Origin of the sequence: Paenibacillus sp. TAB_01, from assembly GCF_043945595.1 — a bacterium.
Taxonomy (GTDB): Bacteria; Bacillota; Bacilli; order Paenibacillales; family NBRC-103111; genus Paenibacillus_S.
Window position 1 is genome coordinate 4,179,611 of record NZ_JBIFNP010000001.1, and the last position, 22,516, is coordinate 4,202,126.

General features: G+C 53.6%; 23 protein-coding genes, 1 pseudogene and 1 riboswitch. Of the genes and pseudogenes, 3 read left to right on the forward strand and 21 right to left on the reverse strand.

Annotation, left to right across the window (positions count from 1 at the left end):
- Positions 1-79: 79 nt before the first annotated feature.
- From ACHHV8_RS20295 to ACHHV8_RS20330, 8 genes are all read right to left on the reverse strand, one after another.
- Positions 80-1,294: a bifunctional 3,4-dihydroxy-2-butanone-4-phosphate synthase/GTP cyclohydrolase II gene (locus ACHHV8_RS20295; protein WP_395161015.1), complete on the reverse strand. Its 1,215-nt coding sequence runs from the start codon at positions 1,292-1,294 to the stop codon at positions 80-82.
- A 33-nt stretch (positions 1,295-1,327) separates the two neighbouring features.
- On the reverse strand, positions 1,328-1,993 hold the full coding sequence (gene ribE / locus ACHHV8_RS20300; protein WP_395161017.1) for a riboflavin synthase: 666 nt from the start codon (positions 1,991-1,993) through the stop codon (positions 1,328-1,330).
- Positions 1,974-3,107, reverse strand: a complete 1,134-nt coding sequence (gene ribD, locus ACHHV8_RS20305; RefSeq protein WP_395161019.1) for a bifunctional diaminohydroxyphosphoribosylaminopyrimidine deaminase/5-amino-6-(5-phosphoribosylamino)uracil reductase RibD — start codon at positions 3,105-3,107, stop codon at positions 1,974-1,976. The genes ribE and ribD overlap by 20 nt, the downstream gene beginning before the upstream one ends.
- 359 nt (positions 3,108-3,466) lie before the next feature.
- A riboswitch (FMN riboswitch) is annotated at positions 3,467-3,629 on the reverse strand.
- 46 nt (positions 3,630-3,675) lie between these two features.
- A complete protein-coding gene (locus tag ACHHV8_RS20310) occupies positions 3,676-4,107 on the reverse strand; it encodes a peptidylprolyl isomerase (protein ID WP_395161021.1) in 432 nt (143 codons plus the stop codon).
- 172 nt (positions 4,108-4,279) lie between these two features.
- Complete coding sequence (gene lysA, locus ACHHV8_RS20315) at positions 4,280-5,611, reverse strand: diaminopimelate decarboxylase (RefSeq protein WP_395161023.1); 1,332 nt, start codon at positions 5,609-5,611, stop codon at positions 4,280-4,282.
- A 77-nt stretch (positions 5,612-5,688) separates the two neighbouring features.
- Complete coding sequence (locus ACHHV8_RS20320; RefSeq protein ID WP_405045393.1) at positions 5,689-7,647, reverse strand: spore germination protein; 1,959 nt, start codon at positions 7,645-7,647, stop codon at positions 5,689-5,691.
- A gap of 32 nt (positions 7,648-7,679) precedes the next feature.
- Positions 7,680-8,105: a stage V sporulation protein AB gene (locus ACHHV8_RS20325; protein ID WP_395161025.1), complete on the reverse strand. Its 426-nt coding sequence runs from the start codon at positions 8,103-8,105 to the stop codon at positions 7,680-7,682.
- Positions 8,102-8,734 carry a stage V sporulation protein AA gene (locus ACHHV8_RS20330; RefSeq protein WP_395161027.1) on the reverse strand — a complete coding sequence of 211 codons (633 nt, stop codon included), beginning with the start codon at positions 8,732-8,734 and terminating at the stop codon, positions 8,102-8,104. Before ACHHV8_RS20330 ends, ACHHV8_RS20325 begins: the two co-directional genes overlap by 4 nt.
- Before the next feature lie 191 nt (positions 8,735-8,925).
- On the opposite strand from ACHHV8_RS20330, the gene ACHHV8_RS20335 reads away from it, so the two are divergent.
- Both ACHHV8_RS20335 and ACHHV8_RS20340 read left to right on the forward strand, forming a co-directional pair.
- A complete protein-coding gene (locus tag ACHHV8_RS20335) occupies positions 8,926-9,135 on the forward strand; it encodes a DUF378 domain-containing protein (RefSeq protein ID WP_395161029.1) in 210 nt (69 codons plus the stop codon).
- Between the two features lie 143 nt (positions 9,136-9,278).
- Positions 9,279-10,391, forward strand: coding sequence for a nitric oxide synthase oxygenase (locus tag ACHHV8_RS20340; RefSeq protein ID WP_395161031.1), 1,113 nt, complete (start codon positions 9,279-9,281; stop codon positions 10,389-10,391).
- A gap of 35 nt (positions 10,392-10,426) precedes the next feature.
- Here the strand turns inward: ACHHV8_RS20340 and sigF are convergent.
- The 12 genes and pseudogenes from sigF to ald all read right to left on the reverse strand — a co-directional run bounded on the left by sigF (position 10,427) and on the right by ald (position 21,199).
- A pseudogene (gene sigF / locus ACHHV8_RS20345) lies at positions 10,427-11,183 on the reverse strand (RNA polymerase sporulation sigma factor SigF).
- Between the two features lie 12 nt (positions 11,184-11,195).
- Positions 11,196-11,642 (reverse strand): anti-sigma F factor, encoded by a 447-nt coding sequence (gene spoIIAB, locus ACHHV8_RS20350; protein ID WP_395161033.1) that lies wholly within the window; start codon positions 11,640-11,642, stop codon positions 11,196-11,198.
- On the reverse strand, positions 11,639-11,992 hold the full coding sequence (gene spoIIAA / locus ACHHV8_RS20355; protein ID WP_395161035.1) for an anti-sigma F factor antagonist: 354 nt from the start codon (positions 11,990-11,992) through the stop codon (positions 11,639-11,641). Before spoIIAA ends, spoIIAB begins: the two co-directional genes overlap by 4 nt.
- 143 nt (positions 11,993-12,135) lie before the next feature.
- Positions 12,136-13,317 (reverse strand): D-alanyl-D-alanine carboxypeptidase family protein, encoded by a 1,182-nt coding sequence (locus ACHHV8_RS20360; protein WP_395161037.1) that lies wholly within the window; start codon positions 13,315-13,317, stop codon positions 12,136-12,138.
- Positions 13,318-13,470: 153 nt separating this feature from the next.
- Positions 13,471-14,802 carry a pyrimidine-nucleoside phosphorylase gene (locus ACHHV8_RS20365; protein WP_395161039.1) on the reverse strand — a complete coding sequence of 444 codons (1,332 nt, stop codon included), beginning with the start codon at positions 14,800-14,802 and terminating at the stop codon, positions 13,471-13,473.
- 202 nt (positions 14,803-15,004) lie between these two features.
- Positions 15,005-15,382: a cupredoxin domain-containing protein gene (locus ACHHV8_RS20370; RefSeq protein WP_395161041.1), complete on the reverse strand. Its 378-nt coding sequence runs from the start codon at positions 15,380-15,382 to the stop codon at positions 15,005-15,007.
- Positions 15,383-15,590: 208 nt separating this feature from the next.
- The gene (locus ACHHV8_RS20375; RefSeq protein ID WP_395161043.1) at positions 15,591-15,995 is read right to left on the reverse strand and encodes a flagellar protein; all 405 of its coding nucleotides are present in this window, start codon (positions 15,993-15,995) and stop codon (positions 15,591-15,593) included.
- Between the two features lie 338 nt (positions 15,996-16,333).
- The gene (locus tag ACHHV8_RS20380; RefSeq protein WP_395161045.1) at positions 16,334-17,164 is read right to left on the reverse strand and encodes a purine-nucleoside phosphorylase; all 831 of its coding nucleotides are present in this window, start codon (positions 17,162-17,164) and stop codon (positions 16,334-16,336) included.
- 39 nt (positions 17,165-17,203) lie between these two features.
- On the reverse strand, positions 17,204-18,382 hold the full coding sequence (gene deoB / locus ACHHV8_RS20385; protein WP_395161047.1) for a phosphopentomutase: 1,179 nt from the start codon (positions 18,380-18,382) through the stop codon (positions 17,204-17,206).
- Between the two features lie 190 nt (positions 18,383-18,572).
- Positions 18,573-19,469 (reverse strand): site-specific tyrosine recombinase XerD, encoded by an 897-nt coding sequence (gene xerD, locus ACHHV8_RS20390; protein ID WP_395161049.1) that lies wholly within the window; start codon positions 19,467-19,469, stop codon positions 18,573-18,575.
- Between the two features lie 101 nt (positions 19,470-19,570).
- Positions 19,571-19,810, reverse strand: a complete 240-nt coding sequence (locus ACHHV8_RS20395) for a DUF4227 family protein (protein WP_395161051.1) — start codon at positions 19,808-19,810, stop codon at positions 19,571-19,573.
- A gap of 249 nt (positions 19,811-20,059) precedes the next feature.
- Positions 20,060-21,199, reverse strand: coding sequence for an alanine dehydrogenase (gene ald, locus ACHHV8_RS20400; RefSeq protein ID WP_395161053.1), 1,140 nt, complete (start codon positions 21,197-21,199; stop codon positions 20,060-20,062).
- Between the two features lie 228 nt (positions 21,200-21,427).
- On the opposite strand from ald, the gene lepB reads away from it, so the two are divergent.
- Entirely contained in the window at positions 21,428-21,976 is a 549-nt protein-coding gene (lepB, locus tag ACHHV8_RS20405; RefSeq protein WP_395161055.1) for a signal peptidase I, read from the forward strand.
- Positions 21,977-22,041: 65 nt separating this feature from the next.
- On the opposite strand, the gene fur is transcribed toward lepB, so the two are convergent.
- A complete protein-coding gene (gene fur, locus ACHHV8_RS20410; RefSeq protein WP_395163573.1) occupies positions 22,042-22,500 on the reverse strand; it encodes a ferric iron uptake transcriptional regulator in 459 nt (152 codons plus the stop codon).
- Between the last annotated feature and the right edge of the window lie 16 nt (positions 22,501-22,516).

Genomic DNA, 22,516 nt, shown 5'->3' on the forward strand with positions numbered 1-22,516 from the left:
TATTTTTTCACAAAATTCCTGCACAGCGGCCAAGCCAGACCGGCTTACATCTCCAGGCCCGGACGGGGAGCAGCCCCGCCTAAATCTCGAATTCCAGCAGATGCCCGAGCTTTTCCTGCTTCGTATGCAGGTAGTTCGAGTTGGACTCGTTCTCTTGCATCTGAATCGGAACGCGTTCGACGACTTCGAGACCGTAGCCTTCCAGCCCTTTGATTTTGCGCGGATTGTTGGTCAGCAGCCGGATTTGGGTTATCCCCAGATCCTTCAAAATTTGAGCGCCGATCCCGTAATCCCGCAGATCGGGCGCAAAGCCCAGCTTCAGGTTCGCATCCACGGTATCCAGGCCCTGCTCCTGCAAAACGTAAGCCTTCAGCTTATTGATCAAGCCGATGCCTCGGCCTTCCTGCCGCATATACAGCAGCACGCCAGAGCCGGCTTCGTCGATCTGCTTCAGCGCAGCGTTCAGCTGCGGACCGCAGTCGCACCGGTGGGAGTGGAACACATCTCCGGTCAGGCACTCGGAGTGAACGCGCACCAATGTCGGGACAGAGCCGTCGATTTGGCCTTTAACCAGCGCGACATGCTCCTTATTGTCCACCGCGTTCGTGTAAGCGATGGCGGTGAACACTCCGTAGTCGGTCGGCAGCTTCACATCGACCTCGCGTTGAATCAGCTTTTCTTTATGATTGCGATACTCGATCAGGTCCTGAATCGTGATCAGCTTCAGGTCGTGCTTGGCTGCAATTTCAAGCAGCTGGGGGACGCGGGCCATTTCCCCGTCCTCCTTGATCACTTCGCAAATGACCGCGGCAGGATAGGAACCGCACATCCGCGCCAAATCGACCGCAGCCTCCGTATGACCGGCACGGCGCAGCACGCCGCCCTTCTTGGCAATAAGCGGGAACATATGGCCTGGCCGGCGGAAATGCTCGGGTCTCGTCGTCGGATCGATCAGAGCTTTCACCGTCATGGAGCGCTCGGTCGCGGAAATGCCCGTCGTCGTCTCAGAGTAATCGACCGAAACGGTAAAGGCCGTCCCGTGGTAGTCGGTGTTTTTGGTGACCATCGGCGGCAGCTCCAGCTCCCGGGCCCTCTCTTCCGTAATCGGCACGCACACAAGCCCACGGCCTTCCTTGATCATAAAGTTAATGACGTCCGGGGTGGCTTTGTCCGCCAAAGCAATAAAATCCCCTTCATTTTCGCGGTCCTGGTCATCCACTACAATAATCACTTTGCCCAGCATAAGGTCATAAATCGCTTCTTCAATGGTATGAAATGAAGTCGGTTTCGTCATAGCTTCTATCCCTGCCTTCCTTATTCTGCCGTTTTACAGAAATCCGTTCTCGGATAAAAAGGCCTCTGTCAACCGGCTCGACTTGCCCGGGGCAGCAGGGTCCGGATTCCGGCTCAACAGCAGCTTCTCTATATATTTGCCCAGCACATCGGCTTCCAAATTCACCTCATCGCCCGCATGCTTGCGCTGCAGCACCGTTTGGGCCAGCGTATGAGGAATTATGGATACCGTAAATCCCCGGTCGTCTACATGCACCAAGGTAAGACTGATGCCGTCGACCGTAATCGAACCGTGCGGAATCAAATATTTTAAAATATCCCGCTCCTGCGGCTCGATCTGGAAAACGACTGCGTTTTCCTCCGGCTTCCGCGAGGTGATGATTCCGGTGGAATCCACATGCCCCTGCACAATATGACCGCCGAAGCGTCCGCCGGCCGCCATCGCTCTCTCCAAATTGACTGCATCCCCGACGTGGAGTCTCTGCAGCGAGGTTCTGCGGAACGTTTCCGGCATGACATCCACCGTAATGGAGGACTCGTCAAACTGAACGACCGTAAGGCAAACTCCGTTGACGGCAATGCTGTCCCCTAGATGAACGTCCTCCAAAATGCGTTTGGCTCCGATCGTCAGGATCATCGCCTGTCCCTGCTTTGTAATCCGGCGCATGGTGCCGATTTCTTCAATGATTCCCGTGAACAACTGATTTCACCTCATCCCTATTGCGCGGATAACCCGTCAGGCATACATCGTCTCCGAAGCACTGCAGCGAAATCCGCTCCAGTTCGATCGCGTCCTTCATCCGTTCAAACCCGCCGAAGCTGAAATTGCCGGGTGCCTGATCTCCGCCGATAATCTTCGGAGCGTAGAACAGCACCAGCTTGTCGATGAAGCCCTGCTCGAGCATCGCGCCGTTCAGCTTGCCTCCGCCCTCCAGCAGAATCGAGGCGATATCCCGTTCGCCCAAGAGCTCGAGGGCCCTGTTCAAATCCACCTTCGGCCCTGCACCGCAGGACAACACCGTGACGCCCGCGGCCTCAAGCTGCAGGCGCTTCTGCGGGTCGGCGCCTTCCGTTGTCAGGACAATCGTCTCGGCCGACTTGTCCGTGACGACCTGCGCCTGAAGCGGAAGCCTTAAGGCCGAGTCGACGATGAGCCGGATCGGATGCAGCGCAGGCACGTCAAGGCGCGTCGTGAGCAGCGGATCGTCACTCAACACCGTGCCGACGCCGACCATGATCGCTTGATTCCGGTGGCGCAGCGTGTGCACATAGGCCCGCGAGTCAGGGCCGGTAATCCATTTGCTGTCCCCGGTGCGCGTCGCTATCTTGCCGTCCAGCGTGCTTGCCGTCTTCAGCGTAACGAACGGACGCCGCGTCATGATGAAGCGGTTGAACGCTTCATTCAGCCGCTCCGCCTCTTCCCTCAGCACGCCTGTCGTCACTTCCAGCCCGTGCTGCCGCAGTCTGTCGAGCCCCGTACCCGCCACCAGCGGATTGGGGTCGGTTGCCGCCACAACGACCCGCTTCACCTTCTCTTTGATCAAGCGGTCGCTGCAGGGAGGCGTTTTGCCGTAATGGCTGCACGGCTCCAGCGTTACGTAAGCGGTGCTGTCTTCAGCCTCCGCTCCCGCCATTTGCAGCGCATGAACTTCCGCGTGCGCGGTTCCGCGCTTCAAATGCGCCCCCATGCCGACAATGCGCCCGTCCTTGACGAGCACGCATCCGACGACGGGATTGATTCCTGTCTGGCCAGAGGCCCCTTCGGCGAGCTGAATGGCCAGCTTCATGTAAAATTCGTCGTTAAGCAGCTCCACCAACCATCCTCCTCATCCGTTCCTTCACGACAAAAAAAGCCCGCTTTTTCCTAAGAAAAAGGGGCTTGGATCGATAGGTACACGTCAAACGCAGAACAGCTTTACAAAGCTTTTATCATCAGCAGACAGCTTGGAATAAACCGTCATACAGCACAATGAACGGCTGAAAATCGCGACAAGAAGCTCCGCTGACAGGACGCATCGTATCCAAGAAGAGAGGAAATCGATGCTTGTCCGCAGAAAGCGGCATTCTTTATAAAGCGATGTTCATTCCCCACGGCAGGCCAAGCCTGCACGATCGACAGGAATATCCAAGCGGCTTTCAATAAAGGCTAAAGCAAATAAGCATGCAAGTCTACGTTTTCCTTCTCCCATCCAGACTATACTGTCGGTCTCGGAATTGCACCGAGTCCACCGTCTGCAGCAAAGCTTGCAGCACGGGTCACGGACTGAACGTCCTGCCGCCTAAGCAGCGGACGTATCACCGCCGGTAGGGAATTTCACCCCGCCCCGAAGGAAACTTACTTTAAATTAGTATATAGTGTAATTTGGTAGTTGTCTAGTGAAATTACACCTCGACGACTTTCACCGTTTCCATTTTGTCACGGCCTTGGAACTTGTCGACATGCTCCATACCGGAAGCGACTTTACCGAACACCGTATGCTGTCCGTCCAAATGAGGCTGCGGCTGGTACACGATGTAGAACTGGCTGCCGCCTGTGTTACGGCCTGCATGCGCCATAGCCAAGGAGCCGCGCTCGTGCTTGTTCGGGTTGATTTCGCAATTGATTTTGTAGCCTGGACCGCCTGTGCCTGTGCCTTGCGGGCAGCCGCCTTGAGCTACGAAGCCGGGAATGACACGGTGGAATACAAGACCGTTGTAAAATCCTTCGTTAGCCAGCTTTTCAAAGTTAGCCACCGTGTTCGGTGCGTCTTTCTCAAACAGATCGATGACGATCTCGTCACCGTTCGCCATTTTAATTTGCGCTTGTTTTGCCATATGTAGGTACACTCCTTTATTATTCAATGAGTCCTATTGTACTATAATGCGGACATGTTCACAAATCCGAAATGAGGCGGGCCCAAACAAACGCTCGCTGCGCTCTAAAAACAGGAAAAGACCGGCCGCCCCGTACATCCGGGCAGCCGGTCTTTCTTTTTATCTCATCCTGTTACACCGTCTTGGTAACGGGTCTCATGCGTGCAGGGATTACGTCGTTGCCGACGATATTCTGGTAGGTTTCCCGCTCGACAACGACATCCGCTTCCCCGTCTTTCACAAAGACGACGGCCGGACGGCGGATCCGGTTATAATTGCTTGCCATAGCGTAGTTATAAGCGCCTGTGCAGGAAACGGCCAACAAATCGCCGGTTTCTACCTTCGGCAGACGAATATCCCAGATCAGCATATCGCCGCTTTCGCAGCATTTGCCGGCAATCGATACCAGCTCTTCGTCGGCTTCCGCCGCACGGTTCGCGAGCATCGCTTCATAGCGGGATTCATACAGTGCCGGACGCGGATTATCGGTCATCCCTCCGTCTACCGCCACATATTTGCGGATGCCGGGAATGTCCTTATACGTGCCGACGGTATACAGTGTCGTCCCCGAGTCGCCTACGATGCTGCGGCCCGGCTCTACCCAGATTTCCGGGGTAGGGTAGTCGAAGCGGGCGAAATTCGATTTGATCGAATCGGTAATAGACTTCACGTACTGCGATACCGGCAGCGGCGTGTCGCCCTCCACATAGCGGATGCCGAAGCCGCCGCCGAGGTTGATCACGGAGAAGATCACGTTCATCTCGTCGCGTACTTTGGCCGCGAACCCGATAACCTTGTCGACCGCCATCTGGAAGCCTTCTACCTCGAAAATCTGCGAGCCGATATGGGAATGTACGCCCAACAGCTCGATATGAGGCAGCTCGACCGCTTCCTGCACCGCGCGGTAGGCCGAGCCGTTATCGATATCCAAACCGAATTTGGAATCCGTCTGGCCCGTCGAAATATATTCGTGCGTATGCGCCTCAACGCCCGGCGTAATGCGGAACAAGATCTTCACCCGCTGGCGCTTGTCGCCGGCAATGGCGTTCAGCATGTGCAGCTCCACCAGATTATCGACAACGAAGCAGCCGATTTGAGCGTCGATAGCCATAGCCAGCTCCTGCGGCGTTTTGTTGTTGCCGTGGAAGTGGATACGCTCCGGCGGGAAGCCGGCCTGCAGAGCGGTATACAGCTCGCCGTCGGAAACGACGTCCAGCGACAGGCCCTCTTCTTCCACGATGCGGCACATCGCCATTACGCAAAAAGCCTTGCTGGCATAGGCCACTTGAAATTTCAAACCGGAGGCTTTGAATGCCTCCATATACTCACGGCAGCGCTGCCGGATTAAAGCTTCATCCATAATATAAAGCGGCGTTCCGAATTGCTCCGCTAACTGCAGCGTATCGCAGCCGCCGATTTGGAGGTGTCCTTTATCGTTAATTTGACTTGTTCCATGTAAGTACATCGTCCGTATCCCTCTTCCCCCTAAGCATTACATCTAAGGTACCATAGATAAGGATATGCTGACAACAAGGGGATTGGTTAATCCGTTGGCTGTCTGGTGCTGTCCGACGGCTTGGTCAGGCTCATTCGTCTCTTGACGGTCAAGAACGGCTTACGGACCATAATATCGTTCAACGCTTTAAAATTGAACGGGACGAACGGCCACATATACGGCGCGTTGTAAGAGCGGCGGGTGGCCAGATAGATGAACCAGACCGTCGTTCCGATCACCAGTCCGGGAACCTTGAATACCGCCGCGAGCAAAAGCAGTGCAAGCCGGGTCAGCCGGTTCGCGAGACTCAGCTCATAGCTCGGGGTGGCAAACGTTCCGACCGCAGCCACCGCGAGATACAGGATAACCTCATTGACGAACAAGCCCGTCTTCACCGCCACATCGCCGACCAAAATCGCCGCCACCAAGCCCATCGCGGTTGCCAGCGGGGTCGGCGTGTGCACGGCTGCCATCCGCATCAGATCGATCCCAAGCTCTGCGATCAAAAATTGCAGCAGCAGCGGCAGCTTCGCGGCCTTTTGCGGACCGATAAATTCAAGACCCGGCGGCTTCAGCTCCGGCGAGGTCACCAGCAGAAACCATAATGGCAGCAGAAACAGCGAAGCCATAATTCCGATGAATCGAACCCATCGTAAATAAGTGCCGGTCGTCGGCGTCTGCCGGTATTCCTCCGCATGCTGCACGTGGTGGAAGAAGGTCGTCGGCAGAATCATGACACTCGGCGACGTATCGACGAAAACGGCGAGATGCCCCTCCAATAGATGGACGGATACGACGTCCGGCCGCTCCGAGTACCTTACCATCGGATACGGGTTCCACCCGGTACCCACGATGGCCTCCTCGAGCTGCTTCTCCGCCAGCGGCAGGCCGTCTACCTTGACGTCTTCAATTTTTTTTCGTACGGCGTCCACCAAATCGTGATCGCATATATCGTCGATATAAGCGAGACAAATATCGGTATGCGTCCGTCTTCCCGCCCTCGTCATCACCAGCTTCAGCCTCGGGTCTCTGATACGGCGCCGAACCAGCGTCACATTCGTCAGCAGCGTCTCTACAAAGCCGTCGCGCGAGCCCCGGACGACCCGCTCCAAATCCGGTTCCTCGGTAGAACGGACGGGGAAGCTTTTGGCGTCTACGATAATAGCGCTGCTGGAACCTTCGAAGAAAAATCCGGAGGCTCCCATCGACACATTATCGATCACTTCGCTCAGCTTATTCGTCTGCTTGACTTGAATGTGCGGAATAAGCGCATCCATGAACAGCTGGACTCTCTTGTCGCCTTCTTCTCCGTTAATTGCATGCTCAATCGGCGTATCGCTCAGCGCATCGTCGTTCCCGCCTTGCTTGGACGAACGATCTCGCTGCAGCCCGTCGGCATAAGACAGCCTGTCGAGAATCGCGGTAAGCACCGTATCCTTGGCAAAGCCGTTATAATAAAATACGGCGACCTTCGTTCCGCCGAAGATCATCTCCCGGAATACGACGTCGAAGCTTTTATTCAGCCCGACCTGCTCCTCCAGCGCCCTCTTCAGCATATCGAAATCAGGACTGATTTTATCCTCCTTCTTGAACTTCATTTCTTCGCGGGTCAGCACATTTTCGGTTTTTTTGCCGGTTGCCCCCTTCGCTTTTTTTCCGGAAGACTGCTTGTCTTGTTCTTCCCCGCTATGGCCGTTAGGCTTATCGTGCCGCGCATCCTCGCCTGTCTCTTGATGTGCTTTATAATGAGCCTTGAGAGGTTCCTGATGCTGTATATCATCATCATGCGATTCGCCGCGGTGTGCCCCATGCAGCTCCTCACCGGATTTCATATGGTGCTCACCGGGATGCTCTGCATCCATGTATCCCTGCTCTTCTTCCTCCGTTAAATGGGAATGATCGTTCACAATATTTCCTTCACGGTCAATCTCCAGCTTCTTGTCCTCGCCGATTCCGGCGGAATCTCCGTTTGAAATGTGCTTCGGTTTGATAGGCACTTTTCGCATGTGTCATTCTCCTTTCGCATGATGTCGGCGTGTTATTCGAGAAAATGAAGCCAATCCAGTAAAGAGCCCAGCACCTTGCCGAAGATCATAGCCATCAAAAACCAAATCATATACGATCCCATCCCGATACGCTTCGCCAGAATCGGCAGCACATTGATCACTTCCGTCAATGCGCCGGCCAGCATGCCTACAAAGCCGCCCGCCAACAGTCCGAATAAAGCGGCCGCCAAGGGATAGAACGAAAACGACCATTCAAAGAAATCGGTTAAAGTAAAAAACAGCGAGCCGCCGATGACTGCGCCCTCAAGCCATCGAATCAGGTGATACGTCCGGCTGATCTGGGCAAGCCTCGGGATAATGTTCAGAACGACCAAAAAAGCTACCATGCCGCTGCCTACGGCAATGCCGCCCGCGATGCCCAGAAAAATGAGAAGGGGCACCGACCACCAGAGGGTCATGATTTTTCCCTCGCTTCATGAATCTTGCAGTATTCCTCGGTGACAACGTACGTATTGACATTCTCCTGGTACATGAACATTTCCACCTCCAGCGGGCTCGGCTCTTCATTGAATTTCTTCTTGAATAAATGATTGAAGAAAATAATCATGCCGACGCCGATCCCGATAGAATAAGGAATCTGCAGCAGCAGCGGATGCTGTACATATTTGCCGGTCAGCAGCTGATAAATTCGCCTGTGGACCTCCGCCATGCTCACATCGGCATGAAAATTCATTATGGCAAGGCCTGAACCGACGAACAGCAGGAGCCAGACAATAACAATAAGGACCAGATTTGGAGGCTTACGGTCATCATTGACCTCAACCAGACAGTGAGGCTCGCCGAAATGCTCTATTTGGAGCATAGGAAATTGACGTTTTATTTTTTCCACAATGAGCATCATGTCGATGAGTACGATATTGCCTTCCTTCTCCTTGGGCTGATGCAGCAAAAGCTTGTGAAGCGCCTCCTCGTACTCGGTATCGACCAGCAATTGGGCTATGCGCCCCAGATGAATCGATTCCCCCCGTTTGACGGACACCCGTTTGCGCAATCGTATATAAACAGTGGAGCCGACAGCTGCTTTCATCGCCTTCCCTCCCTTGTGCATTTATCCCATAGTATGAAAAAAAGAGGAGCGCATAGTCATCTCGCTTTATGGCAATAATTCACTTGAAGACAATAAAATTAAAGCTTCAGCATGTGTTTGCATGTTTACCGCTCACGCGCCTGAAGCTTCCCATCAAGTTGAAACAAACCATTAAAGAAAGGGTGTATCGAATGGGTAAAGTAGCTCTAACGCTGGTTATCATCGGTGCCTTAAACTGGTTGCTGGTTGGATTGTTTGAATGGGATCTTGTCACTGCAGTGCTCGGCGGAGACATCCACCGTGAGTCGTCCGGGATCAGCCGGATTATCTATACATTAGTGGGCTTATCGGGATTGTATTGTTTGAAATATTTGTTTATGGACGAATCCAGGGCAAGATAACAGCGTGGAGATTCTGGACTGCGATACTGTGCGACAACTGCCACAAAGAGGCCCTGCATTTCAGAATGCAAGGCCTTTTTTTATGGTAAGATTTATTCTAATAACTAACGTCAGTCCGTCATAGAAAGCGAAGTGACCCAGGGATGAATCCTACCCTTACGGCCTTATATCAAGAAGCGGAAAGCTTCATTATTCAATGCTACGCCGAGCTGGGCAGCACCGATCGTACAGCCTCCAGGCTCCTTGAGATCGAGCGGGAAATTGCCCGGACCGGCACCTATAAGCATACGTTCGAGGAGCTCGAACACGGAGCGCGAATGGCCTGGCGCAACAGCAACCGATGCATCGGCAGGCTGTTCTGGAAGTCGCTTGCCGTCTATGACCGGCGAGAACTCGGCACGGCGGAATCCGTCTTTCAAGCTTTGCTGGAGCATATAGCATTAGCGACGAATCAAGGGAAAATTATCCCGACCCTTACCTTGTTCGCCCCCGCTCCGGCCGATCCATCCGATCCTGCTGCAGATTCGGCTCCTGTACGGATATGGAATCATCAGCTGATCCGGTATGCCGGCTACGAAACCGAAGGGGGGATTATCGGCGATCCTAACTCCGTCAAGCTGACCCGCATCGCTCAGCAGTTAGGCTGGAAGGGCGCCGGCACCCGGTTCGACGTGCTGCCTCTCATTATTCAGGTGAATGGAGCGCAGCCCGAATGGTTCGAGATTCCCAAGGCATATGTGCTTGAGGTTCCTTTAAAGCACCCGGAGCTGGACTGGTTCGAGGAATTGAAGCTGCGCTGGTACGGCGTGCCGATGATCGCGGATATGAAGCTTGAAATCGGGGGCATTCATTACGTCGCCGCTCCATTCAACGGCTGGTATATGGAAACAGAGATCGGCGCGCGCAATTTGGCCGATACGTCCAGGTATAATATGCTGCCCGAAATCGCCGCCCGGATGGGGCTCCATACGGAAACGAACACCTCGCTGTGGAAAGATAAGGCGCTGGTCGAGCTCAATATCGCTGTGCTTCACTCCTTCAGGGAAGCGGGCGTCAGCATCGTGGATCATCACACGGCTGCGGAGCAGTTCATGCGCTTCGAACGCAATGAAGCCCAGGCGGGACGGGAGCTCACCGGGGACTGGACCTGGCTCATTCCGCCGGTGTCTCCGGCGACGACCGGCATTTTTCACCGCGGCTACCGCAACGAGATCGTGAAGCCGAATTATTTTCGCCAAGCCCCTCCTTATGAATGAATGCCGCCGCCCGATAACAGCAAAAAACCAAATAGCTATTGGGCTATTTGGTCTTTGATCGATTGCAAAATTTTCTTCTCCAGCCTGGATACCTGTACCTGAGAAATCCCTAGCCGGCTTGCCACCTCGGACTGCGTCTGATCGCGGAAATACCTTAAATACACGATCAGGCGTTCGCGTTCGTTCAAGCTGCCGATCGCTTCGTTCAACGCCAGCTTCTCAAACCATTTGTCCTGTCCTTCGTCGGCTATCTGATCCATCAACGTGATCGGATCGCCCTCATTCTCGAACACCGTTTCGTGAATCGAGGACAGCGGCTTGTTGGCTTCCTGCGCGAAAACCACATCCTCGGGAGAGATCTGCAGCTCTTCGGCCACTTCCTTGATGGTAGGCAGCCGCCCGTTACGCTTGGACAGCTCATCCTTCGTCTTGCGGATTTTGTTGGCAAGCTCCTTTAGCGAGCGGCTGACCTTCAACGTGCCGTCATCGCGCAGGAACCGCTGAATTTCCCCGATAATCATCGGTACGGCATAGGTAGAAAATTTCACATCGTAGGAAAGATCGAATTTGTCTACCGATTTCAACAGTCCGATGCAGCCAATCTGAAACAGGTCCTCCGCTTCATAGCCCCGGTTCAAAAAACGCTGCACGACGGACCAGCACCAGCCGGATGTTGCAGTTCACCAGCGTTTCTCTGGCGAGCGAATCTCCGGATTGGCTCAATGCAATAAGCCGCTTGACTTCCGTATCATCCAAATAGCTGTGGGAGGCATGCTTCAAATCGACATCCATAAGAATCGACCCCTAATTGAATAAAGCTTTTTTAGATTCAATTCGCTTTTTCATTTTGATTTTTGTACCGATCCCGACGGCCGTCGAAATTTCAATCTCATCCATGAAATTTTCCATGATCGTAAAGCCCATCCCCGAGCGCTCCAGCTCCGGCTTCGAGGTGTACAACGGCTGCTTGGCCAGCTCCAAATCATCGATGCCTTCGCCTTGATCCTCGATGGTCAAGTACACCGTATCTCCGTCCATTTCGGCAACAATCGTAACCGTCCCGTCCGGGCGGTTGTTATATCCGTGAATGATCGCGTTGGTTACCGCCTCCGACACGACGGTTTTCAAATCCGTCAGCTCATCCAATGTCGGGTCCAGCTGCGATACGAAAGCCGCCACGGTCACCCGGGCAAAGCCTTCGTTCTCCGAACGGCTCGCAAACTCCAGCTTCATAAAATTACGTTCACTCATGATACGACCTCCAAACTGGTGAGAGCTTGTCTTTCGTTATCTTGAATGGACAAAATTTTGAAAAGCCCCGACATTTCGAATAACCGGTAAACGGACGGATTCACGTCACAAACGACCATTTTGCCGCCCCGCGCCGTAATTTGCTTATACCGTCCCAGGATTACGCCCAGCCCGGAGCTGTCCATAAAGGACAAGTCCTTCAGGCTGAGAATAATATGGCTGGTATTGCCTTTTAACAAGGCGTCCTCCATACGGGTCTTCACAGCATCAGCCGTGTGATGGTCCAACTCGCCCTTCAGTCGCACGATTAAGGCTTTGCGATGTTGCTCCAGTTCAATATGCAGACTCAAGCTGCTCACTCCTTCCCTTTCTTGCACACTCATTTCTACGCGGGAATTCCCATTTCCTGCCTCCCGACAAAACTAGAAGAAATGCGCTAGAATCAGAAGAAATGCGACAACTTTTACCGCCTCCGCGCGAGCGGGGCCCGGTGTCAGTCAATAAAGAACAGTTTTTTCGCCGTCCGCTTCGTCAAGGTCCACCAGCCTGCTTTTTTCACATCTACAGGCGATTCCAGCGGAAACTCCTTCAGCAGCTGATCGCCTTTATAGACGACGATTTTACCGATCGGCTGGCCGATGTTAACCGGCGCTTTCAGGTCCGGATTCAGCTGCACTTCATGCCGGATGCCGGATGCCTCGTCCCCTTTTTTCAGCAGCACGCCGTACTGGTGCGCAGCCGTCAAAGGTACCGTAGGCTGCTCGCCCTTGCTGATCTTCAGATCACCAAGCGCATCCCCGGTTTTAAAGATAGGGTAATTCGTATATTGAGAGAAAGCATAATCGAACAGGCTCGACACTTCCGCATTCCGGGTCTTCGTATCCGGCTCGCCCATCACCACGCTGATCACGCGGAAATTATCGCGTTTGGCCGTCGCGGACAAGCAGAATTTCGCTTCGCTCGTATATCCTGTTTTCAAGCCGTCTGCACCGCTGTAGAAGCGCACCAGCTTGTTCGTATTGACGAGCCAGAACGGCTTCGGCGTCTCCTTGCGCAGGTAATCCTGGTAGGTTCCCGTAAATTTGGTAATCTCCTCATGCTTCAGCAGCTCCTGAGACATCAAAGCGATGTCATAAGCCGAAGAAAAATGATTTTCCGCCGGAAGCCCGTTGGGATTGGCGAAATGGGTATTCTTCAGGCCCAGCTGCTGCGCCTTGTCGTTCATCTGCTTGACAAAGCCCTGCTCGGAGCCTCCGAGCTTCTCGGCCATTGCCACCGACGCATCGTTGCCGGACGCCATCGCAATCCCCTTCAGCATATCCTGAACCGTCATCTCTTCTCCCGGCTCCAGGAAGATTTGCGAGCCCCCCATGGACGCTGCGTATTCGCTCGTACGGACCTTGTCGTCCATCTTGAGCTTGCCTTGATCGAGCGCCTCCATGACCAGCAGCATCGTCATAATCTTCGTGATACTGGCCGGCGGCAGCTTCGCGTCTTTATTTTTTTCAAAAATAACAGTCCCTGTATCCGCATCAATAACTACCGCGGAGGTTGCATTCGGCGCCAAATCCACCGCTTGCTCCGGTGCTTTCTTCTCCTCCGCGAACACTGCCGGAACGAGCAGAGCGCAAATAAGCTGAATGGATACGAATAGCTTCACGACTTTGTTGAGCATAGCTGTTCTTTCCCCTCCAAAATAAGTTAGTTGCCTGCTTATCAGTGTGGACGAATTCCCTGCAAAATATTCCAGTTCAGGCGACAAAAAGAAAAAATCCGGAAGGCTTCAAGCCTCCCGGATAAGTATTCGTGAAGTATTTTATTAAAATAGCTATACCATTTGTACCCCTTGCTTGGTCACAACTGCATAAACCAGCTTCGTCCTAGGCACCTCGTCTGCGCTGAAAGCAAACGCTTCGCGGATCTGCTGCGTCATTTCCTCCGTGAACATCGGCTCGTTGCGGTTCAAGTGCAGCTCAGCAAGCGGCTCACCGGCTTCGACGCGGTCCCCGACCTTCTTCTTCAGCACGATGCCCACGGCCAGATCGATCTTGTCTTCCTTGGTCGCTCTGCCGGCCCCCATCATCATCGCCGTGATTCCCAAGGATTCCGCGTCGATATGGGATACGATGCCGTCATCCAAAGCAAGCACAGGGATTTGATACTCCGCTGCCGGCAGCAGCTCCAGGCGGTCCACCGCCGCTGCATCGCCGCCCTGGGCGGCGACAAGCTGCTTCAGCTTCTCCGTGCCCAGCCCTTCCTGCAGCATCCGCTCCGCCAGCGCCCGGGCTTCATCATAAGAGGCAGCCTTGCCGCCCAGCTGGATCATGTGGGCGCCAAGGACCAAACAAAGCTCCTGCAAATCCTCCGGTCCCTGGCCCTTCAAGGTGTCAATCGCTTCGCGTACCTCCAGCGCATTGCCTATCGCTAGTCCCAGCGGTTCATCCATATTCGTAATGACGGCTACCGTCTCGCGTCCTACCTGTTCTCCTATGTCCACCATCGCTTTGGCAAGCTGGATGGATTCATTTAATGATTTCATAAACGCCCCGCTGCCGGTTTTCACATCCAGCACGATAGCGTCGGCGCCTGAGGCGATTTTTTTGCTCATCACGGAGCTTGCGATCAATGGAATCGATTCGACGGTTCCCGTCACGTCTCTCAGAGCGTACAGCTTCTTGTCGGCAGGCGTCATGTTGCCTGACTGGCCGATGACGGATACGCCGATGCTTTTCACCTGCTCAAGAAACCGCTCCTTGGTCAGCTCGATCTCAAAGCCGGGCAGCGCCTCCAATTTATCGATCGTCCCGCCTGTATGTCCCAGGCCTCTGCCGGACATTTTCGCGACAGGCACACCCGCCGCCGCTACCAGCGGCCCCAAAATGAGGGTCGTCGTATCTCCTACGCCCCCCGTGCTGTGCTTGTCTACCTTCACACCCGGAATCGAGCTCAAATCCGCCTGATCGCCCGAGCGAGCCATCGCCATCGTTAAGTCGGCCGTTTCCTTCGCGGTCATCCCGTTGAAATAGACAGCCATCGCCCATGCGGACATCTGGTAGTCCGGTATTTCCCCGCGGGTGTAGCCCTGAATGAGAAATTCGATTTCATCGGCCGATAAGGTTTCCCCGTCCCGTTTTTTTTGAATGATATCCACTGTTCTCATGGGTTTCCTCCGATCCTGGGTCTATTGCGTCCTGCTGGCAAATCCGGCATTGTCACAACTTTCCAGCCTGGCTGAATCCATTTTATCATAAATGGGATTACGCTGCCTAATTGTATCCCGGCCAATTACATCCCCCGCTAACAAAAAAATCCTGCCGAGCATGCCCGGCAGGCGGAGAGAACCGTTCAGGTTCTCATGGTTTTTATTGAACTACCAGTTTCGTTTTCATTTCGGCATGCCCTGGACCGCAAGGCAGCACACAGTGTACTTCGTAAGTGCCCGGTTTGTCAAAAGTGACGTCAGCGGATTTGTTCGTTCCGTCCAGCTTCACGTTCAAGCCCACGATTTCCATGGCATGAAGGCCTTCTTTGTTCTGGAACGTAACCGTTACTTTCTCGCCAGCTTTCACTGTATATTCAGGCTTGTCGAACTGGTAGTTCGATGCCACGAATTTCAATTGTGGTCCGGCTTTAGCTTCCTTCGCCATTTCGGCTTGACGTTCGCTTACATTTTGGAACAAAACCCCCGCGCCTAACAAACAGGCTACGATAAACAAAGTAAACATGATCCACTTTTGCATTGGAAAAATCCCCCTTACAGTTTTACCATCAGACGTATAGCTACATTGTACATAATCAAGCCAGCTTTACCTATTCCTTTTCAGGGCGTTCCGGTGAAAAATTTGTGACAATTTTGTCCAAGATTTGTACCTTAGCCATTTTATCATAACTTTTATAAAAACAAAAATCTCCTTTTCGCTTGCGGCGGCAAGGAGATTCCACTCAATTTTAGCAGCGGTGAAGGCGGCTGCGGTAGCCGATCCCCGCCGATTGGGCGGCTGCCGGCTCTTTAGGCTGCAGCTCCCGAATCTCCCGCGCCAGACGGGTGCTGCAAGGGAAGCACAGCTTTTGATGGCGGATCGGGGCCCCGCAGCTGTCGCACGGGTAGGATAAATTCGGATAATCGTTAATCGAGAGTCTCTTCGATTTGATCCATTCGGTGATAAGCTGAACCGATACCCCGGTAGCCTGACGCAGCTCTTCGGTCGTTGCCTTGCGGTGACTGCGCAAATAGGTATAGCACGTATCCAAATCATTGTCCAAAGCACGCATACAATCCATGCACAGATTTCGTATATTCTTCTGATATACTTTACCGCAGCAAGGACAATTGGCCACTGCCAGAATGCTCATACTCATCACTTCCCCGTCTGACAATTAGTTCGTTGTGCCTAATTATATCATGATCTTCTTTAGTAGGTAAGGCCCATTTCTCAAAATTTGTTAAGATTTTCACATTTTTCTTTTCATGTATATGAAGACATTGAAGCAACCACAATAAAACCGATGGAGGTGACAGCAATGTCTGACAAGCAGCAAGGTCATGCGAACCAAAACACAACAACCCGCACCAGCGATAAAGGCGCCAAAAAGTCCAAATAATCTTATAGGACTCAACGAAAAAAAAGACTGTTCGGCTCCCCGGAAGGAGCGAACAGTCTTTCCTTTTGCCTGAAGGCGGCGGGCATCCGTCAGCCCAATTTGCTGACGATCCCCAGAATCAGCTTCAAAAATTTAGGCTTCACGCGCTCCGTCGTCTCCATGACTTCCTCATGGGACAACGGCTGATCGAGAATGCCTGCAGCCATATTGCTGATGCAGGAGAAGCCCAATACTTCGATGCCTGCGTGGCGAGCTACAATGACCTCCGCGACCGTCGACATCCCTACCGCGTCCGCTCCGAGCGTGCGCATCATGCGGATCTCGGCCGGCGTTTCATACGACGGACCCAAGAGACCGATATAAACGCCTTCCTGCAGCTTGACCCCCTGCTCTGCAGCTACATCCTTCGCCACTTGGCGCAGCTTGCGGCTGTACGCCTCCGACATGTCAGGGAAGCGGGCGCCGAGCTCGTTGAAGTTCGGTCCGATCAGCGGGTTTCGGGATGTAAAGTTGATGTGATCCTTGATCACCATCAAATCGCCGACCTCATACGAAGTATTCACCCCGCCGGCGGCATTCGTCACGAGCAGCGTCTTGACCCCCAGCTCCTTCATCACACGGACAGGGAAGGAGACTACCTCCACTCCGTAGCCTTCATACATATGAAAACGGCCCTTCATCAGCAGCACATGCTTGCCTTGAATGGTGCCGAGCAGCAGCTCGCCCGCATGTCCTTCCACGGTGGACACCGGGAAATGCGGGATGCTGTCATAAGTAATGACCTTCGCATTCTCAACGAGGTCCGCAATCACGCCCAAGCCTGAGCCGAGAATGAGGCCGATCTCCGGCGCTGTCGGGTACTGCTCCTTTATGTAGGCCGCCGCCTCTTGAATTTTGGTTATCAGATTGCTGTTCTCCATCCATTCATTCCCCCTTATCAAGTGAAAAACGATTAAGTATTATATCAGCGGCAAGAAACTAACCCCGTTGCCGGTCGAAGCCGTGCCGAAATTATCCGCGATCGTCGCCCCGACGTCCGCGAAGGTAGCCCTGATCCCAAGCGGGTGCGGCTGGGTCGTTCCCGGGCTGTAGACCAATAACGGCACATACTCGCGCGTATGATCGGTCCCGGGATGCACGGGATCATTGCCGTGATCCGCCGTCAGGATCAGCAGATCCTCCGGCTCAAGCTGTTCCATCAGCTTGGGCAGCCAGGCGTCGAACTCCATCAAGGCATTCGCATAGCCGGCAGTATCTCTCCTGTGGCCGTATAACGAATCGAAATCGACCAGATTGGTGAACAGCAGCCCTTGGAACGGCTGCCCCAGCTGCTCGATCGTCGCTTGAATGCCGTCGAGGTTGCTTTTGGTCGGCCGGGATTTCGTTACCCCTTCGCCGGAAAAAATATCATTGATTTTGCCGACAGCGATACAGTCCAGTCCCGCATCCTTCAAATAATTCATTACCGTCGGCACCGGCGGCTTCACCGCGTAGTCGTGGCGGTTGGGCGTTCTTTTGAACGCTCCGGGCTCTCCGACATAAGGACGGGCGATAACGCGCCCTACGGCATAAGGATCGTCCAGCGTCAGCCTGCGGGCGATTTCACAAGCGTTGTACAGCTCCTCCAGCGGGATAATCTCCTCATGGGCGGCCAGCTGAAATACACTGTCGGCGGACGTATACACGATCCATGTCCCGGTCTTCATCTGTTCTTCCCCAAGCTCATCGAGAATCTCCGTTCCCGAGGCCGGCTTATTGCCGATGACCTTCCGTCCCGTTTCCTTCTCGAAGCGTTCAATCAGCTCGGTAGGAAATCCGTCGGGAAACACATTGAAAGGGATCTCCACCTTCAAGCCCATAATTTCCCAATGGCCTGTCATCGTATCTTTGCCGACCGAGGCCTCAGCCATTTTTCCATAGGATGCCAGCGGCTGGCCTACGGGAGCAATACCTTGCAGCGGAGCAATATTGCCCAAGCCGAGCTGCTGCAAATTCGGCAGTTCAAAGGAGGCATTCGTCTCGGCGATATGACCCAGCGTATGAGCGCCGGCATCGCCGAAGGCAGGAGCATCGGGCAGCTCGCCAATGCCTACGCTGTCCAGAACGATCAAACAAATGCGTTGAAATCTCAAGATCATGCACCTCCTGTTGGATCCATCCATCTTTTGCTATTATCGCAAAAGCGGTACGGGTTTGCAAAGCACCGCCGCAAAGTTTTCACACCTGGAAACAAGAGCGAAAAAGAAAGCCTGCCCTTGTAACAGAGCAAGCTTCCTTCACCTCTTGCATGACAAATCCAATATGTACTGGCGAGCCCCGGCGCAGCCGCTACCTTTTGGCCCGCGGATGCGCGCGGTCATATACTTCCTTCATTTTCCCCCTGGCAACCTGTGTATAGATCTGCGTTGTCGAAATGTCGGCATGTCCCAGCATTTCCTGAACCGAGCGGAGGTCCGCCCCATTCTCCAGCAAATGCGCGGCAAAAGAATGGCGCAGCGTGTGAGGAGTAATTTCCTTCACGATCTGCGTTTCGGCCGCATAACGCTTAATAATTTTCCAGAATCCCTGCCGTGTAATCCGGGTACCCAAATGGTTGATGAACAGAGCGGTCTCCGTCTTCGACTTCTTCAGCAGCTTCGGCCTCATGTTCGCGATATACTCGCCGACAATGTCCGAGGCGATGGCGCCAAGCGGGATAATGCGTTCCTTGGCTCCTTTGCCCGTACATCGGATAAAGCCCATCTCCGGATTCACATGCTCTACTTCCAGCGATATCAGCTCCGATACGCGTATACCGGTTGCATAAAGCACTTCCAGCATGGCCTTGTCTCTCATCCCATTGGGCACGGATGTTTGCGGGGCCTCCAGAAGCGATTCGACCTCCTGGATCGTCAACACCTTCGGCAGACGCTTCTCCAGCTTGGGCATCTCCAGCTGTACGGTCGGGTCCTGATCCACCTTCCGTTCCCTGACCAGGTATTGGTAGAATGCCCTTAAAGAAACGATCGTGCGGGATTGCGTAGACGCCGCCCTTCCCAGCTGCTTCATATGATGAAGGTAATTGGATATTTGTAATTTTTTCGTTTCCTGGAGAGAAATCGTGCCGCAGCTGTACAAATAATCAATGTACTGCGCGATATCCCTCTCATAGGAGTCCAATGTGTTCTTGGCAAGTCCCCGTTCATCGGACAAAAAATCGATAAACGACTGCAGTTCCATTTTCATGCTGATTTCCCTTTCTATGTCAATCGCCCGATTCCTTTCACAAGCAATCTTAAGGTAAATTCAACATAAATGAGTAGAATCCTGCTTGTGAAGCCAAATCGTTATTCGCCGAGCCAGTAAAAGAGCTTAAGACGCTCGCCCATCGGTCCCTCATCCGTTACGGATACATGATCTTGAAATACTTTCACCGCTCTTCCCGACGGCTCCTTATATCGCGGTCCAGGCTCAATCCATGCGGTCAATATCATCAGCATATGGTAAAGCGCATAAGTGAACAAAATAAAGACAACCATGAATTTCAGCCGTTCGAACCATTTGCGAGCATGCACATGAAAGATCATAGCCAGTCCCCTCCCTTAAGGATAAGCTATGATCCTTTACCCTATTTTATGAGCTGTTTTCCCTATAGAGGAAACAGTCTATTTCAATCGGCCGCCCATGAGGAGATCATCCCGCTTGGCAAAAAGCGAACGTCATGCGGCGGAGCTGACGAACCGTCGGACGGAGCAAGCGTAGGCTTCAGCTAAAAAGCCTGCGGAGTCAGAACCGCTTGCCCGACGCTTGCCGGGCCATAGGCGACCGTACGGACGTCAGCTCCCGGCGGACGAGAGCAGTGAATCGAGCGGAGTGTACGGCCGGCCGATGCCCTCCGCCACCGCCGCATGCGTAACGTGCCCGGAATACGTGTTCACTCCCGGCTTCAGCTCCGGATGGCTGCGTATCGCTTCGACCAGCCCTTTGCCGGCCAGCTCGACCGCATAAGCGAGTGTATTGTTCGTTAGAGCAAGCGTCGATGTGCGCGGAACGGCGCCGGGCATGTTGGCCACTGCGTAATGGATCACGCCGCGCTTCAAATAAATCGGCTCGCTGTGCGTCGTAACGCGGTCGACCGTCTCGATGGAGCCGCCCTGGTCTACAGCCACATCGACGATAACGGAGCCAGCCTTCATCTGCTTCACCATGTCCTCGCTGACAAGCTTGGGCGCCCGGGCTCCGGGTATCAGCACGGCTCCGATCAGCAGATCCGCCCTCTGAACGGCATTGGCAATGCTGTGAGGGTTCGACATTAAGGTGCGGATTCTCCCCTGGAATACATCGTCCAAATACCGGAGCCTGTCGGCGCTGCGGTCGATGATGACGACGTTGGCGCCAAGGCCCAGCGCCATCTTGGCGGCATTCGTTCCTACGACGCCGCCGCCGATGATCACCACATCTCCCGGAGGCACGCCCGGCACCCCTCCAAGCAGAATGCCTCGGCCGCCGTAAAACCTTTCCAGAAACTGCGCTCCGACCTGAACCGACATCCGGCCGGCTACCTCGCTCATCGGCGTCAGCAGCGGGAGACTGCCGTTCGCAAGCTGAATCGTTTCGTAGGCAATCCCCGTCATCCCGCTCGCAAGCATCGCTTCCGCCAGCTTCGGCTCCGCCGCAAGATGCAAATAAGTAAAAAGCGTTAAATCTTGACGGAAGTAGCCGTATTCGGACGGCAGCGGCTCCTTCACCTTCATGATCATTTCGGATTGCTCCCATACTTCCGCAGCATCCTTAAGCAGCACGGCGCCTTCTTTGGCATAATCCGGATCGGCAAAGCCGCTGCCTTCTCCCGCGCCGGCCTGAACGTAAACCTTATGTCCTAACCGGGTCAGCATCCCCGCTCCTCCCGGAGTTAACGCTACCCGGTTTTCATTGTTTTTGATTTCCTTTGGAATTCCGATTTTTTGGCTGGCCATCCTGTCCGCCTCCCTATTCTAATCTATGAATAAACCGCAGAACCCGTTCGTTTTATTTTTCCCACAGCGGCGGTTACTAACCGCTTATTCCCACCATCTTGCATGTCTTGGAACTCCTGTCGCGTCCGTGTTATACTGAAAGCTGGACTTTACAGGCGGGAGCGCGCGAAACGGCAGCTTCCTCGAAAATAACTCCGTCAGTCCGGAACGGTTAGGAAAGGAGCCGCTATGAAAAATATTGGATCGGAAATCCGCAGTTGGGCGACCTCCATCGTCATTGCTTTTGGCTGCGCATTATTAATCGGCGTATTCGTTATCCAGCCGACCAAAGTATCGGGCCATTCGATGGACCCGACATTGCACGACACCCAGCGCATCTTTATTTCCAAGCTGTCGCATACGTTTCGGTATGAGCCCGATTACGGCGATATCGTCATCGTAGACAGCCGCGTGGACAGGCCCCGCAGCTTCCTGGACGATTTGGAGGAGCATCCGCTAATTTCCCTGTTCAAAGGAGGAGATGACCGGATCGTCTATGTGAAAAGAGTCATCGGCAAGCCGGGCGATGTGCTCGAATTCAAGGATCATAAGGTATACAGAAACGGGGAGCCGCTGGACGAGCCTTATTTGCTGGAAACGATGAACTACACTTCACCGGATAAAATTACCGTCCCTGCAAACCAGTTTTTCGTTATGGGCGATAACCGCAATAACAGCAAGGACAGCCGCAATATCGGCACCGTTCCGCTGGACCACGTGCTCGGCATCAAAATGTAAGCACAGCAAAAAACCTTCCGCTTGTCTCCTTCGAATGAAGGACAGGCAGAAGGTTTTCTTTGATTTTATTGAGTATTCTTGTCATTTTTGTCGATGCAGCGATGACAGATCCCTTGAAAATCGAGACGGTGATCCAGCACCTTGAAACGATAATCTTTCTCCAGCCGATCCTCGAGAGGAGTCAGCCAGTCTTCCATGATTTCGTCCACCGAACCGCACTTCACACAAATCAAATGATGATGATGATGATGAGTGCTGTCATTACGCAAATCGTAACGGGCTACGCCGTCCCCGAAATTCATTTTCTCCAAAACGTGAAGCTCGCTTAATAATTCAAGCGTCCGGTATACCGTAGCGAGACCGATCTCGGGAGCTTTATCCTTAACCAGCATAAAGACATCCTCTGCGCTCAGATGGTCTTCTTCGTTCTCCAGCAATACGCGGACGGTAGCTTCGCGCTGAGGAGTCAGCTTATAGCCTTGTGACTGCAGCTGCTGTTTTATTTTTTCAATGCGAGATTCCATGCTACGAGATTCCATG